Raw genomic sequence first — 12,885 nt, 5'->3', positions numbered from 1 at the left:
GGTAATTAGTCGCAATACTATGTAATAAAAAAGAAGCTTACTAGAAGCTTCTTTTTTATTACTATTTTTCACATGCAATTCCATCGCCATCACGATCGAGATGAGAGCTATATCCTGGTTGATCTCTATATAATGGAGCTTTTCCAGCAGCTCTAACTGCAGCACAATTTTTGTAGTATGTATTACTAGTATTTCCTGCAGCTGGTTGTGTTTGAGCTTGTTGTGCTTTTTTCTGTTCTTCTTGTTGTTTGCGAGCTTGTTCATCAGCCTGGCGTTTTTGCTCTTCCTGTTGTTTGCGAGCTTGTCCATCAGCTAGACGTTTTTGCTCTTCTTGTTGTTTGCGAGCCTGTTCATCAGCTAGACGTTTTTGTTCTTCTTGTTGTTTGCGAGCCTGTTCATCAGCTAGATGTTTTTGCTCCTCTTGTTGTTTCCGAGCTTGTTCATCAGCTAGACGTTTTTGTTCTTCTTGTTGTTTGCGAGTTTGCTCTTCGGCTTGGCGTTTTTCATCCTCTTGCTTACGAGCTTGTTCTTCGGCTTGACGCTTCTCATCTTCTTGCTTTTGAGTTTTTTCGTCCGCTTCTTTCTTTTCTAGTTCTTTTTTCTGCTCGTTCTCTTTTTGTTCTGCATTGTTAGAAGAAACTTTTTTACTAGCTGCTGTCGTTTTTTCAGAAGTAGGATTTGAAATACTTGATAATGCAACAAAAATGACAAATAAAATAGCAGTGATAATAAATTGTTTTTTTGCTATACCTGTCTTTTTAATTACGGATAAGATTGCTAGAACAAGGAAAAAAATAAATAAAATTAAACTTAAAGTAGCAAAAAAATCGATGACTGGGTGTTCAGATTTTGTAGTGCCCATTCCTATTAAGAGAATTGAAATCATAAAAAGAATAACAGTAGGACGACCATATTGTTTTGCTGTTCCATTTTTCTTAAAGAATGAAATGATACATAGTATTAAAAGAATAAAAGCAATAAAAAATAAAGCTGTACCAATATTACTCAAAATCGCCATTTTTATACCTCCATTTGTAAGATTTTCACTATTGATTATATAGGAACTTATTGGATATTACACGATTTATATAAATTTAGAAAATTAGTATTTTTAATAGACTTATAAACATTTATTTTGTATATAAGGAAAAATAGATATATTTCCTATTACATTTTTAAATAGAATTCATAAAGTATAATATAACGATTGAAAGGAGGGGGTTTAAATGGAATTTCAATTATTGGTAACTTGCATATTACAAGAAGGTAATGCTTTCTTTTTAGTAACGAAAGTAGACGATGTTATTACGTTAAAAGTACCGATTACTGCGGGAGTAGCAGGTTTATTCTTAGCTTTAGGTGTACCAAGATGTTCTTAATTTAAATTTCTAGAGTAGAAGGGAAGGGATATACCTTTCTCTTCTACTCTTACATAATATGATTATGTAAACTAAGATATTGTTTTGTAATAGCACCTTTAAAATGGACATGCATATACTATAATGTTTCATTGGATGTTAGTGATGAAAGGTAGTTTTCACACGTGCATGTAATGATGTTCATTAAGTTATGAAATTAAAGAGGTGCTATTATATATGAAAAGAAGAACATTTGATATTCCAGTTACATTACGAAGAGAGTGGTTTTTAATAGAATTAGCCCATTTAACGAAAAAATATGGAATTGAAATTGCAACTAGCAAAATGGAAGCTGCACCGTTTTTAAGAGATCAAGTTACGGAATCAAAAATAGGGTCAGGGCTCCAATATGATAAATATGATGATGAGTATATCATTGAAAATTAAAGGGTAACAGCAAAAAAAATTCGTTATAACAAAATATAAAATAAAGCAGATTCTAAATGTGGAATCTGCTTTATTATGAAATACTTCTAGTCAACTAGCCTCTTTCTAGTGTTTTTCCTACATATTTCCCTTGCGTTATTCCAAAAGATTCACGAAGAATGCGAGCATAATCTTTTGATTCTATTGGTCGTTTATTTTTGGTGCCTTTAAAGGTTTCTGTATAATTTTTATTTGTTAATGATACGTGACCATAATCAGTTAATTTACAAGTAATAGCGCCTTTATTAAAAGGAGATTCTTTATGCTCTACAATTATTTTTTGAATGTTATTCACTTTTTTTTCATCTATTGGATCTAAAGTGAAAGCATAGCCTATTTTCCATTTATGTGAAGGTTCAGATTGCAAGAAGTTTGTAGATTCCCCGTTAGCCCCTTTTTTCATTTCTAAAATGTGTGTACCTTTTCGGGTAGTTCGTTTGCGGATTCGATATTCTCCCGTTTGAGAAGAGATGACTTCTCCGCTAAAAGGGACTGGATGTAAAGGGAGATGAGATGCAAAACCTGCATCTATAACATAATCTTTATGATTATGATTTAATATGATAATGACATGACCATCATCGGGTTTCCATTTATTATCGTAAAGATCATAAACAGTACCGGCTACTTTATATACTTGAAAACCACAATCCATTAAAAAGTAATACAATAAGGAGTTTAATTCATAACAAAGACCGCCGCGTTTTTGAATAAGTAACTTTTCTACTAAGTTCTTTTTTGAGATGTTTTTAATAGTACCAGCTATAATATCAAGATTTTCATAGGGGAGAATCAATCCCATTTTTAAGAGGATTTCATCTAAATCATCAAATGTTATTTCTTTTGCAGGAATTTTTAATCGTTTAAAAAACTCCTTTTGTAACTTGGTCATCATAAAGCATTCTCCTTTCTTTTTGCAGAATTTTCTTCTGCTCACCGCTAGGTTAGTACTTCTAAAAGTTTAATTCAAGTCTGAAAAAATTATCATAATATATGTTTCTGGAAAAAATATTTTTTATTCTGAAATTTCAGTTTAATTATCGATTGTAGGAAAGTCTTGCAATATAAGCTTCTATTTCTTTAGTTTGTATGTAATTAAATAAAAGTACATATCTTCATTAATCTTTTTTATAATTAGCTGGTAATAAAGTGTTTTTTTACTAAAGTTTTTTCAAGATTTGTATACTTTATATAAACAATGATGGTTTAGGGATATTTGGATTTAGTACAGTTAAAAATTATTGAGAAACTTTTTTGTAGTGTTCTCCCAAAAGGAAGAGATAGAAACAAAGAGAATAACGTGTGTTAAGGAAGAGGGTGTACTAGTAATCTTTTGAAAATAGGGCAAGATCTTGTTTAAGTAAAAAGATTATCTATTATTAAGAGAGAAGATAAAAAATATTACAAAGAGCACCTTCTTTCAAAAAAAGTAGGGGGAATAACATGCGATTGATGAGAAGATGTGTTACTTTACTAATTGTATTTTTTATCATGGCTCCAATGATTAGCACGAATGTACGGGCAGAAGTTGTAAAAGAGCTTGGAAAGGGATTTCCTGATACAGAAGTATTTACACCTGGAGAATGGTTTTTAGGGCAAAAACCTGCTAATTATGATGAGAATAAGCCTCCAATTCTCTTTGTACAAGGGAGGAATGGGAATGCTGATAGTTGGTATGGAAAGACAGTGTATCACGATATAAATGATATGTATGACTATGCTTTAAAAGCAGGTTATCAAACAGTATTTATCCAATTATATGATGCCGCCGGGAAAGGATCAGCTAGTCAGTGGGATAACGGAAAATTGTTAGCACAAAAATTAGAAGAAATATATAATCATTTCGGTAAAAAAGTTAATATTGTTGCACATAGTAAAGGCGGTATCGATACACAAGCTGCGTTAGTAGGATATGGTGCAAATCGATTTGTCGGAAATGTTATTACGCTTGCGACGCCACATCATGGTTCAAATTTAGCGGATTTATCATATAGTTGGTGGGCAGGATGGCTGGCTTCTATATTAGGTCAAAAAGATGAGGGTACGTATTCATTACAAATGGGCGAAATGGCAAAATTTCGTTCAACGATTGATAATAATCCAGCAGCTAAATTAAATCGTTACTATACGGCTACTGGGACTAGCTGGGGACCAGTATTTTCTGCGCTATCTATGGGCGGGTTATATTTGTCATCATACGGTTCAAATGATGGACTAGTAAATGAGTGGAGTGCTAAGTTGCCGTATGGAACACATTTATTTACAGATTCCAAATTTGATCATGATAATATACGAAAAGGATCTGCTGTTTTCTCTCGAATTGAACCATATTTACGTACAGCAAATGTAGCCGTACCAGCTTTAGTAGCATCCAGCACTAGTTCAAATGAATATATAGAACAATTAAATACAACTTCAAATCAAAATATTTTAGGAGGAGAATTGCCAAAAAATCAGTGGATTGAGCAAACCGTTACAGTTGATAAAAAGGCTGAAGGAATCGTTTCTATATTAACAGCGTCTTCTGATGTAGAAGTACAAATGATATCTCCAAAAGGAAAAATGTATACAAATAAGGACAGCGCTATAACTACCGGTGAAGGTGAATCTTTCTTTGGTGGTGCGACTATTAGAACATTTAAATTTGATAAAATGGATGTAGGAGAATGGAAAGTTAAAATGATGGCGAAGCAGTCGAAAGATGCATTTTTAATTGTAAGCGATTACAAGAGTGGCGCGCCATTTGTTCTCCAAATGCCTACAAAAGTTAAAGCGAATAAATCTGAGTATAAATTGAAAAAATCACCTGTGGCACCTGAAATGAAAGGGGATCTTTCTATAACGGTAAGAGTCGTGAATAAAGAAGGGAAACTAGTCTCTGAATACAATGAATTACAAAATGGTAATAACAATACGTTTACTGGTGCTTTGAAGGACATAAAGCAACCAGGAGTATATAACGTTACGATGGATATAAAAGGGACGAATAAAGAAGGACAACCGTATAATCGTACAATTGTTAAGTCGGTTTATGTGGAGAAGTAAGAAAGAATGAGAAGTTTTTAATATAAAAAGTACCGAACTTTTGTAGTAGAAGAGTTCGGTACTTTTTTCATGTTTATTAGATGAACAGAAACGTACAATGGAATTTATGTTTGATTATAGGAATCAAAAGAACATTATTCAATAAAAAAAGATGCTGAAATAGCATCTGAACGTGAAGAGGATTATTAACTTAGTTTTATAACTGTTAATTCAACTGAATTAATACCATTATCACAAGTTGCAATACTTTGACGATTAAAACCACTATTATTTTTCAGTTGAAGAGTGGAATTAGCTGTCACTGTAACAATCGTTTCGCCTGCTAGTTGAAGACATTCGTTATTTGATGAAGTATTCATTTGGAAAGCGAAATCACCTTGACTATTAGCAAGTGGATTATTATTTAAAAATATAGTCATGACTGGAATATGTGGAAATACAGGAATTGAAGTAGTGTTAATCGTTGAAATGAAAGAAACTCTATAATCACCAGCTTGACTAAATTGTATAGTAGTAGGATTTAGTAAGGAAACTCCTCCTGCTATAGGACCAACGTGATTAAATGGAAAAGGATCTCCAAAAGGAACTGTTATAAACTCAGTTTGCCAAAAAGTGCCGTATGCGGGACAGCTTTTTTTACAGGAACTAGAAGAGGAATTGCATGAGCATTTTTTATATGAGCTAGAAGAAGAAGATTTACATGAACATTTTTTATTGGAGTTTGAAGAATGATAGTACGAACCCAATATATTACCCCCTATTATGAATGAAGTGTATACTCGTAGTATTTTATGCCTGTCTTATATAAAAGGTGATAGATTTGGAGTATAAAGTGCTAATACGATGAAATATAGTAATAGAATAGTAGATGTAGCAATTTTTGAAGAAGAAAAGGTTAATGATTTGGTAAAAATAACAGTGGAATATCTTGAAAGATTGAAGTAAAGTGGGCACGCATATTTTACTTTTACATGTAAAAGTAAAACCATTATCATTAGTTGCAATGATGGGATCGTTTAAGCGAATGTCTATTTTTAAAAGTATTTGTATATTAGAGTTTACGGTTGTTTCTCTTTATTTACGTAGTGGGGCAGGAAGAAGACGAAAAGTATCGAATGAATGTACATATGTAGCATTGTTTGCTTTTGGTGTGAATAGTAGTAAAAGATACGTTGAACTATTTTAAACGGTAACAAAAGAGCGATTAAATAATAGAGGGAGCAACTTACATGGAAAATATATTAAAAGTATCTTCAAAATCAAAACCAAATTCAGTGGCAGGTGCAATTGCAGGTGTACTAAGAACAAGTGGAAATGTAGAAATTCAAGCGATTGGGGCGGGTTCTTTAAATCAAGCAATAAAAGCAATTGCGATTGCAAGAGGATTTGTCGCACCAAGTGGTATTGACTTAGCCTTTGTTCCGGCATTTCAAGAGGTTACTATTAATGATCAAGAAAGAACGGCGATTAAATTAATTATAGGCCCTAGAAGGAAAAGGTAATTGCAGCAATTCAGTATTGAAATGACATTTTAAATAACAAACAAAAAGTGTCACAAATGCTTATAAAATAGGCATTTGTGACACTTTTATAGTTTTGTGAGAATAAAAACTTCTAAAACTGCTCATTCTTCTCCCAAGATTCCACAATATAATGTGCAATCGTCGGATTAAATCCTTTCCCAACTAAAAACATAATCGCAGCAACTTCTGTCAAAGCATGTTTGTGTGATGTATGTTTTGCTTCATTTAAACCGTAATCTACCCAAGGTTTTACAAAATCTAGTACAGGTTTCTTTAAAGGTAAAAACTGTGTACCGACAACTTGTTGAATTTGTTGTTGCGTTGGTTCTGTAATTGGTCCAGGTGGTAAGATTTGAGGCTGTGTAATATCGAATGTAGGTCCAGGTGGTAAAATTTGTGGTTGAGTCGGATCAATTGTTGGTGGTTTAGGTGGTGAGACACGTGCGTCGTAGTTTGGTTGATACATTTGTTGTTGGTATTGCGGTTGTTGAGACTGAGTTTGGTATGGGTTTTGTTGAAATTGTTGTTCTTGATTTTGTGGTGCTGTATATGGATTTTGTTGATATTCAGTTTCTTGAGTTTGCGGTGTTGCAAATGGATTTCGCTGAAATTGTTGTTCTTGATTTTGTGGTGCTACATATGGATTTTGTTGCTCTTGATACTGCGGTGCTGCATATGGATTTTGAGGGTATTCATAATTTGGGCGTGTGTCGTATGCGTTTTGTTGATAATTAGCTTCTTGGTTTTGCGTTGTTGCGTATGGATTTTGTTCGAATTGTTGTTCTTGTTCCTCATATTGTTCTTCATACCGTTGTTCCTGTTGTTGAGGATAAAATGGTTGCCTTGGGTAAGGCGGTTGATTATTATAGAACATGTTTATTCCTCCTTCATGATGATGCCTACCACCCAGTGTATGGGCGGACAAGAAAATATGTGATGAAAAAATGCGGGCGTGTTACAATAAGTAACTGGGTGAAGATAAAATGACAAAACAAGAAAAGATTCAAAAAACAATTACTTTTGTAAAACATATTTTAGAAAAAGATGCGAGTGGGCATGATTGGTATCATATTGAGCGCGTACATAAACTGGCGATTTCTTTATCCGAGCAAGAAGGGGGAAATCGTTTTATAATTGAAATGGCAGCATTACTTCACGATGTGGCAGATGAGAAGTTAAATGAAAGTGAAGAAGCTGGAATGAAAAAAGTTTCTGATTGGTTAGAAGAGTTACATGTGGAAGAAGAGGAAAGTAAACATGTTCTTCATATTATTGCCAATATGTCTTATAAAGGTGGTCATGGCGGCAAAGTGGGGTCACTTGAAGGGAAGATTGTTCAAGATGCGGATCGCTTAGACGCTCTTGGAGCAATTGGAATAGCTCGTACATTTGCGTATGGTGGAGCGAAAGGGAGATTAATGTATGATCCAACTATTCCGCCGCGTGAAGTGATGACGAAAGATGAATATAGAAAAAATAACGATCCATCTTTAAATCATTTTTATGAAAAACTTTTAAAACTAAAAGACTTAATGAACACGAACGCAGCGAAACAAGAGGCTGAAGTTCGTCATCGTTATATGGAACAGTTTATTGAACAATTTATGAAAGAGTGGAATGCACAAATATGAAAATGTTAACTGTGGAAAACTTATCGAAATCATACGGAGAAAAACCGTTATTTGATGGATTATCATGTAGTATTACAGAAGGACAACGTGTTGGAATTATTGGTGTAAACGGTACTGGTAAATCGACATTATTAAAAATTATTGCAGGGTTAGAAACTCCTGATACAGGAGATATGACGCATTCACGTGGTTATACAATTAGTTATTTATCACAGCAACCAGAGTTTGATGAAAAACTAACAGTATTAGAGCAAGTGTTCCATGGTGATACACCTTTAATTCGTCTTCTTCGTGATTATGAACAATCGTTATTACATATCGAAAAAGATCCAAGTAATGAAAAAGTACAGGAACAATTATTTGCAGTGCAGCAACGTATGGATGCAATGAGTGCATGGGAAGCAAATGCAAGTGCGAAATCTCTTTTAACGAAATTAGGAATTACAGATTTCACTGCAATTGTTGGGAATTTATCTGGTGGACAGAAAAAACGTATCGCAATGGCACAATGTTTTATTGAAACACCTGATTTATTAATTTTAGATGAGCCTACGAACCATCTTGACCATGAGACAGTTGAATGGTTAGAAGAATATTTAGCAAGATATACAGGTGCGGTATTACTTGTAACCCATGATCGTTATTTCTTAGATCGTGTGACGAACCGTATTTTTGAATTAGATAATGGTAAACTATATAGCTACGAAGGAAACTATAGCACATTTTTAGAAGCGAAAGCACTTCGTGAAGAGCAAGAAATTGCGCAAGAATCAAAACGTCAAAACTTATATCGCCGCGAACTAGCATGGATTCGCCGTGGTGCAAAAGCCCGTTCTACGAAACAAAAGGCACGTATTCAACGATTTGATGAGTTAAAAGGTCAAGAAGGCCCGGCTGCAAAACAGTCAGTTGATATTGCGCTTAGCGGGAGTCGCCTTGGCAAAAAAGTACTTGAGTTAAAAGATGTAACGAAAAAATTCGGTGATAAAACGGTATTACACAACTTTAATCATATTGTGAAACCAGGTGATCGTATCGGAATCATTGGAGCGAATGGAAGCGGAAAATCTTCTCTATTAAATATGCTTGCAGGTAAGTTAGCTCCTGATAGTGGTGAAGTTGAAGTAGGACAAACTGTAAAAGTTGCTTATTATACGCAAGAAAATGAAGAAATGAATTTAAATCAGCGTATGATTGAATACATTAAAGAGATTGCAGAAGTTATTCATACGACAGATGGAAAAGTAATTGGTGCATCTCAAATGCTAGAACGTTTCTTATTCCCGACGCATTCACATGGTACACCGCTTGGTAAACTATCTGGTGGTGAAAGAAGACGTTTATATTTATTACGTATTTTAATGGGAGAACCAAACGTACTATTACTTGATGAACCTACGAATGATCTAGATACACAAACATTAACAGTACTGGAAGATTATTTAGAAGATTTCCCAGGTGTCGTTTTAACTGTATCGCATGACCGTTACTTCTTAGATAAAGTAGTAGATGAATTGTTCATCTTTAGTGGCGGAGGCGAAGTGCGTGAATTCCTAGGTAGTTATACGGACTATTTAGAAATGGAAAAGATGAAAGAACTTATTGAGAAGGCCGAAGTTCAAAAAGAGAAAAAAGTGGTAGAAGAAGCGCCGAAACAACAACGTAAACGTAAACTTTCATACAATGAGCAGCGTGAATGGGAAACGATTGAAGATACAATTGCCGAGCTTGAAGAGAAAATTGAGTCAATTGGAGAAGAACTTGCGAAAGTTGGATCTGACTTCACAAAGGCACAAGAATTATCTGAAGCACAGCAGAAAACAGAAGAAGAGCTAGAAAAAACGATGGAAAGATGGAGTGAACTATCAGACATCGTTGAAGGATTAAAATAAAAACAAGCTGCATATATTGAAAAGTAAAGAGAAAAACTTTACACTATTGGTAGAACCTATTTTAGGAGGGAAAAAATGAGAACATCTAATCCAATGTTGAAAAAAGAGGCATTCCGTAAAGAGGGAGCAAGCGCTTCTGCGATGACAATTGGCGGAACAGTAGGCAAAACGTTTATTATGCTTATCTTGCTACTTGCAACGTCTGTCTATTCATACATACAGATGATTGAGGGCACGATGAAAATGCCGGTGCTAATTGGTGCATTAGTAATTGCAGCAATCATCGCATTTGCGTCTATGTTCTTCCCACGTATTTCACCTTTTGGTGCACCAATCTATGCAGCAGTAGAAGGGGTTGTATTAGGGAGTATTTCAGCGGTTTATACAATGAAATTTGGCGATTCTATCGTTTTAAATGCTGTATTACTAACAATCTCAATTCTATTTGCAATGTTAGTGTTATATGCAACACGTGTAGTAAAAGTAACGGATAAATTCCGTACAGGCGTGATGGCAGCAACACTTGGAATTATGGTTATGTATTTAGTCGTATTTCTTCTAAACATGTTTGGTGTAACTGTGCCGTACATTCACCAAGGTGGTACAATTGGTATTATTATTAGTGCAGTTGTTATCGTAGTTGCTGCATTAAACTTATTACTAGATTTCGATTTAATCGAAAATGGTGTACGTAGTCAAGCTCCGAAATATATGGAGTGGTACACTGCGATGGGACTAATGCTTACATTAGTTTGGTTATACTTAGAAATTCTTCGTTTCGTTTCTTACTTTACGAAAAATGACTAATAAAAAATCCTGCATGAAAAATGCAGGATTTTTTTATTTTCAAAGATATATTGAACGTATGGTATAATATGGATGTTATCAACGTGAATTGAAGGAGATGGAATATGATGAAAGAGAAGAAGGGGATTATGAAAAAACTATTTTCTAAAAGTTTTTTCATAGAACTAGATGAAGATTTAACGTATCCATCATCAGAAGTTATTACTTCAGCGATTGAAGGATATGCAACTGAATGCAATGAAAGACTAAAGTTTGAGAGTAAAGTTAAACCGATTACTTTCTACTTAGAAAATGTAATGTACCGTGCTGAAATAAAGATGGCTCGCGGAGGGTATTACATATCTTGTAGTGAAGTGTAATAAATTTTGAAACCATACATGTTTGAAATATGTATGGTTTCTTTTTTTGTTTTGTAAGGTCTAAAATAATATTTTCTACTTACGGATATATCATTTTGTGCTTTTTACCATTCATATTTTTCTCCTTACAATGAAGAAAAATATGTGAGGTGGTATAACTTATGATGAATCGAGTTGTATTAATCGGTAGATTGACAAAGGAGCCAGAATTATACTACACAAAGCAAGGCGCCGCTTATGCAAGAATATGTGTTGCGGTGAATAGAGGTTTTCGAAATAGTTTAGGTGAGCAACAAGTAGATTTTATTAATTGTGTCGTTTGGAGAAAATCGGCTGAGAATGTAACTGAATATTGTAAGAAGGGATCACTCGTTGGGATTACAGGGCGTATTCAGACGAGTAATTACGATGATGAACAAGGCAAGAGAATATATAGAACTGAAGTTGTGATTGAGAGTATTACCTTTTTGGAGAGAAGGCGGGAGGGGCATCACAATAAGATGGGACTTTAAATAATGGATTTGGGAGAATTAGGTGGAAAGGGAAAGTATGATGATGGAAAGAAATCAGCAAAATAAAGCATCCGAGTAGGTTTAGAGAGGTGGAACATGTTACAATACACGTAAGAACACGCAATAAAGGAGAGTTTTTTACGTGAAGATTAAAGCAATTGAACCGACGCCAAGTCCAAATACAATGAAAGTTATTTTGAATGAAGTATTACCATCAGGAGCGCGTAATAATTATACAAATGAAAATAAAGAACAAGCACCAATGCAAGTGCAAGAAATTTTGAAAATTGAAGGCATTAAAGGTGTATATCATGTAGCCGACTTTTTAGCAGTGGAGCGAAATGCGAAGTATGACTGGAAAGTTTTATTACAACAAGTTCGTGCTGTTTTCGGTGAAGAGGTAGTAGAAGAAAGTGAAGAACAACAACTTGCTCATTTTGGGGAAGTGAAAGTGTTTGTTCAAATGTTCTTTACAATTCCAATGCAAGTAAAGTTAACAGATGGAACAACAGAAGAGCGTGTGGGCTTACCTGATCGTTTTAAAGAATCAATTATGAAAGTACAAATGTCTGCACCAAACGTTGTAAAAGAGCGTAAATGGGTGGAACAAAGTACACGTTACGGTAATTTTGAAGAAATAGGGAAAGAAGTAGTAGAAGAGATTGTTGCTGCTTATTCAGAAGAACGTGTAAATGAGACGGTTAAAGAATTATTAAATCAGGCAGGGGCTGTTGAAGTAACGATTCAAAAGCGTGAGCCATATAAAGTAACAGAAGAGATGATGAAAGATGCTGACTGGAAAAAACGTTTTGCAGCATTAGAACAAATGGATCCTACTGAAGAAGATATGCCAGTGTTAAAGATGGCGTTAGATGATGAAAAAGTTTCGATCCGCCGCTTAGCAACAGCGTATTTAGGTATGGTAAAAGGTGATGGAGTATTGCCGTTATTATATAAAGCGTTATTAGATCGTTCAGTAAGTGTTCGCCGTACAGCGGGCGATTGCTTATCAGACGTAGGTGATCCAGCAGCGATGTTCGTTATGATTAAATCTCTGAAAGATTCAAGTAAATTAGTACGCTGGCGTGCAGCGATGTTCTTATTTGAACTTGGAGATGAAAGTGCGATTCCTGCATTAAAAGCAGCGCAAGATGATCCAGAGTTTGAAGTAGCGATGCAAGCGCGTCTAGCATTAGAGCGTATTGAAGGCGGAGAAGAAGCAAAAGGTTCTGTATGGAAACAAATGACGGAGTCTCGGAAAGGGGAATAATG

15 protein-coding genes are annotated in these 12,885 nt (G+C 34.7%); 11 read left to right on the top strand and 4 right to left on the bottom strand.

The features are described from left to right. Window positions 1–61: 61 nt before the first annotated feature. Window positions 62–1,018 (bottom strand): excalibur calcium-binding domain-containing protein, encoded by a 957-nt coding sequence (locus KVT31_RS05755; RefSeq protein WP_088096240.1) that lies wholly within the window; start codon window positions 1,016–1,018, stop codon window positions 62–64. 208 nt (window positions 1,019–1,226) lie between these two features. Between KVT31_RS05755 and exsG the strand changes: the two genes are divergently transcribed. Together exsG and KVT31_RS05745 are read left to right on the top strand one after the other, a co-directional pair. Then, window positions 1,227–1,379, top strand: a complete 153-nt coding sequence (exsG, locus tag KVT31_RS05750) for an exosporium protein ExsG (RefSeq protein ID WP_000395678.1) — start codon at window positions 1,227–1,229, stop codon at window positions 1,377–1,379. A gap of 216 nt (window positions 1,380–1,595) precedes the next feature. Next, window positions 1,596–1,805 carry a hypothetical protein gene (locus KVT31_RS05745; protein ID WP_000830253.1) on the top strand — a complete coding sequence of 70 codons (210 nt, stop codon included), beginning with the start codon at window positions 1,596–1,598 and terminating at the stop codon, window positions 1,803–1,805. 94 nt (window positions 1,806–1,899) lie between these two features. On the opposite strand, the gene KVT31_RS05740 is transcribed toward KVT31_RS05745, so the two are convergent. Beyond that, window positions 1,900–2,739, bottom strand: a complete 840-nt coding sequence (locus tag KVT31_RS05740; protein ID WP_088096241.1) for an arylamine N-acetyltransferase family protein — start codon at window positions 2,737–2,739, stop codon at window positions 1,900–1,902. 548 nt (window positions 2,740–3,287) lie between these two features. On the opposite strand from KVT31_RS05740, the gene KVT31_RS05735 reads away from it, so the two are divergent. Beyond that, window positions 3,288–4,889 (top strand): esterase/lipase family protein, encoded by a 1,602-nt coding sequence (locus KVT31_RS05735; RefSeq protein ID WP_088096242.1) that lies wholly within the window; start codon window positions 3,288–3,290, stop codon window positions 4,887–4,889. A gap of 185 nt (window positions 4,890–5,074) precedes the next feature. Here KVT31_RS05735 and KVT31_RS05730 read toward each other — a convergent pair whose 3' ends face one another. After that, a complete protein-coding gene (locus KVT31_RS05730; RefSeq protein WP_088096243.1) occupies window positions 5,075–5,635 on the bottom strand; it encodes a preprotein translocase in 561 nt (186 codons plus the stop codon). A 200-nt stretch (window positions 5,636–5,835) separates the two neighbouring features. Between KVT31_RS05730 and KVT31_RS05725 the strand changes: the two genes are divergently transcribed. Both KVT31_RS05725 and spoVS read left to right on the top strand, forming a co-directional pair. Continuing rightward, window positions 5,836–6,075 (top strand): hypothetical protein, encoded by a 240-nt coding sequence (locus KVT31_RS05725; RefSeq protein ID WP_088096244.1) that lies wholly within the window; start codon window positions 5,836–5,838, stop codon window positions 6,073–6,075. A gap of 43 nt (window positions 6,076–6,118) precedes the next feature. Beyond that, on the top strand, window positions 6,119–6,391 hold the full coding sequence (gene spoVS / locus KVT31_RS05720) for a stage V sporulation protein SpoVS (protein ID WP_088096245.1): 273 nt from the start codon (window positions 6,119–6,121) through the stop codon (window positions 6,389–6,391). A 112-nt stretch (window positions 6,392–6,503) separates the two neighbouring features. Here spoVS and KVT31_RS05715 read toward each other — a convergent pair whose 3' ends face one another. After that, complete coding sequence (locus KVT31_RS05715) at window positions 6,504–7,286, bottom strand: hypothetical protein (protein ID WP_088096246.1); 783 nt, start codon at window positions 7,284–7,286, stop codon at window positions 6,504–6,506. Window positions 7,287–7,395: 109 nt separating this feature from the next. Between KVT31_RS05715 and KVT31_RS05710 the strand changes: the two genes are divergently transcribed. From KVT31_RS05710 to KVT31_RS05685, 6 genes are all read left to right on the top strand, one after another. Further along, complete coding sequence (locus tag KVT31_RS05710; protein WP_088096247.1) at window positions 7,396–8,043, top strand: HD domain-containing protein; 648 nt, start codon at window positions 7,396–7,398, stop codon at window positions 8,041–8,043. Further along, entirely contained in the window at window positions 8,040–9,935 is a 1,896-nt protein-coding gene (locus tag KVT31_RS05705) for an ABC-F family ATP-binding cassette domain-containing protein (protein ID WP_088096248.1), read from the top strand. Before KVT31_RS05710 ends, KVT31_RS05705 begins: the two co-directional genes overlap by 4 nt. A 75-nt stretch (window positions 9,936–10,010) precedes the next feature. Beyond that, window positions 10,011–10,742, top strand: a complete 732-nt coding sequence (locus KVT31_RS05700) for a Bax inhibitor-1/YccA family protein (protein ID WP_088096249.1) — start codon at window positions 10,011–10,013, stop codon at window positions 10,740–10,742. A 104-nt stretch (window positions 10,743–10,846) separates the two neighbouring features. Continuing rightward, on the top strand, window positions 10,847–11,101 hold the full coding sequence (locus KVT31_RS05695; protein ID WP_088096250.1) for a DUF4318 domain-containing protein: 255 nt from the start codon (window positions 10,847–10,849) through the stop codon (window positions 11,099–11,101). A 161-nt stretch (window positions 11,102–11,262) separates the two neighbouring features. Next, a complete protein-coding gene (locus KVT31_RS05690; RefSeq protein ID WP_088096251.1) occupies window positions 11,263–11,613 on the top strand; it encodes a single-stranded DNA-binding protein in 351 nt (116 codons plus the stop codon). Between the two features lie 142 nt (window positions 11,614–11,755). Next, a complete protein-coding gene (locus KVT31_RS05685; RefSeq protein ID WP_088096252.1) occupies window positions 11,756–12,883 on the top strand; it encodes a conserved virulence factor C family protein in 1,128 nt (375 codons plus the stop codon). Window positions 12,884–12,885 lie beyond the last annotated feature (2 nt).

The organism is Bacillus sp. GbtcB14 (genome assembly GCF_019091205.1).
Lineage (GTDB): Bacteria > Bacillota > Bacilli > Bacillales > Bacillaceae_G > Bacillus_A > Bacillus_A cereus_AG.
Note: the sequence above shows the minus strand (reverse complement) of the source record. Positions and strands in the feature narration are given on the sequence as shown.

What these genes read in the sequence shown, in the direction of transcription:
- KVT31_RS05700 (WP_088096249.1), top strand. Translation starts at nt 10,011, where the DNA reads ATGAGAACATCTAATCCAATGTTGAAAAAAGAGGCATTCCGTAAAGAG.
- KVT31_RS05695 (WP_088096250.1), top strand. Translation starts at nt 10,847, where the DNA reads ATGATGAAAGAGAAGAAGGGGATTATGAAAAAACTATTTTCTAAAAGT.
- KVT31_RS05705 (WP_088096248.1), top strand. Translation starts at nt 8,040, where the DNA reads ATGAAAATGTTAACTGTGGAAAACTTATCGAAATCATACGGAGAAAAA.
- spoVS (WP_088096245.1), top strand. Translation starts at nt 6,119, where the DNA reads ATGGAAAATATATTAAAAGTATCTTCAAAATCAAAACCAAATTCAGTG.
- KVT31_RS05745 (WP_000830253.1), top strand. Translation starts at nt 1,596, where the DNA reads ATGAAAAGAAGAACATTTGATATTCCAGTTACATTACGAAGAGAGTGG.
- KVT31_RS05715 (WP_088096246.1), bottom strand. Translation starts at nt 7,286, where the DNA reads ATGTTCTATAATAATCAACCGCCTTACCCAAGGCAACCATTTTATCCT.
- KVT31_RS05690 (WP_088096251.1), top strand. Translation starts at nt 11,263, where the DNA reads ATGATGAATCGAGTTGTATTAATCGGTAGATTGACAAAGGAGCCAGAA.
- KVT31_RS05755 (WP_088096240.1), bottom strand. Translation starts at nt 1,018, where the DNA reads ATGGCGATTTTGAGTAATATTGGTACAGCTTTATTTTTTATTGCTTTT.
- KVT31_RS05735 (WP_088096242.1), top strand. Translation starts at nt 3,288, where the DNA reads ATGCGATTGATGAGAAGATGTGTTACTTTACTAATTGTATTTTTTATC.
- KVT31_RS05740 (WP_088096241.1), bottom strand. Translation starts at nt 2,739, where the DNA reads ATGATGACCAAGTTACAAAAGGAGTTTTTTAAACGATTAAAAATTCCT.
- KVT31_RS05710 (WP_088096247.1), top strand. Translation starts at nt 7,396, where the DNA reads ATGACAAAACAAGAAAAGATTCAAAAAACAATTACTTTTGTAAAACAT.
- exsG (WP_000395678.1), top strand. Translation starts at nt 1,227, where the DNA reads ATGGAATTTCAATTATTGGTAACTTGCATATTACAAGAAGGTAATGCT.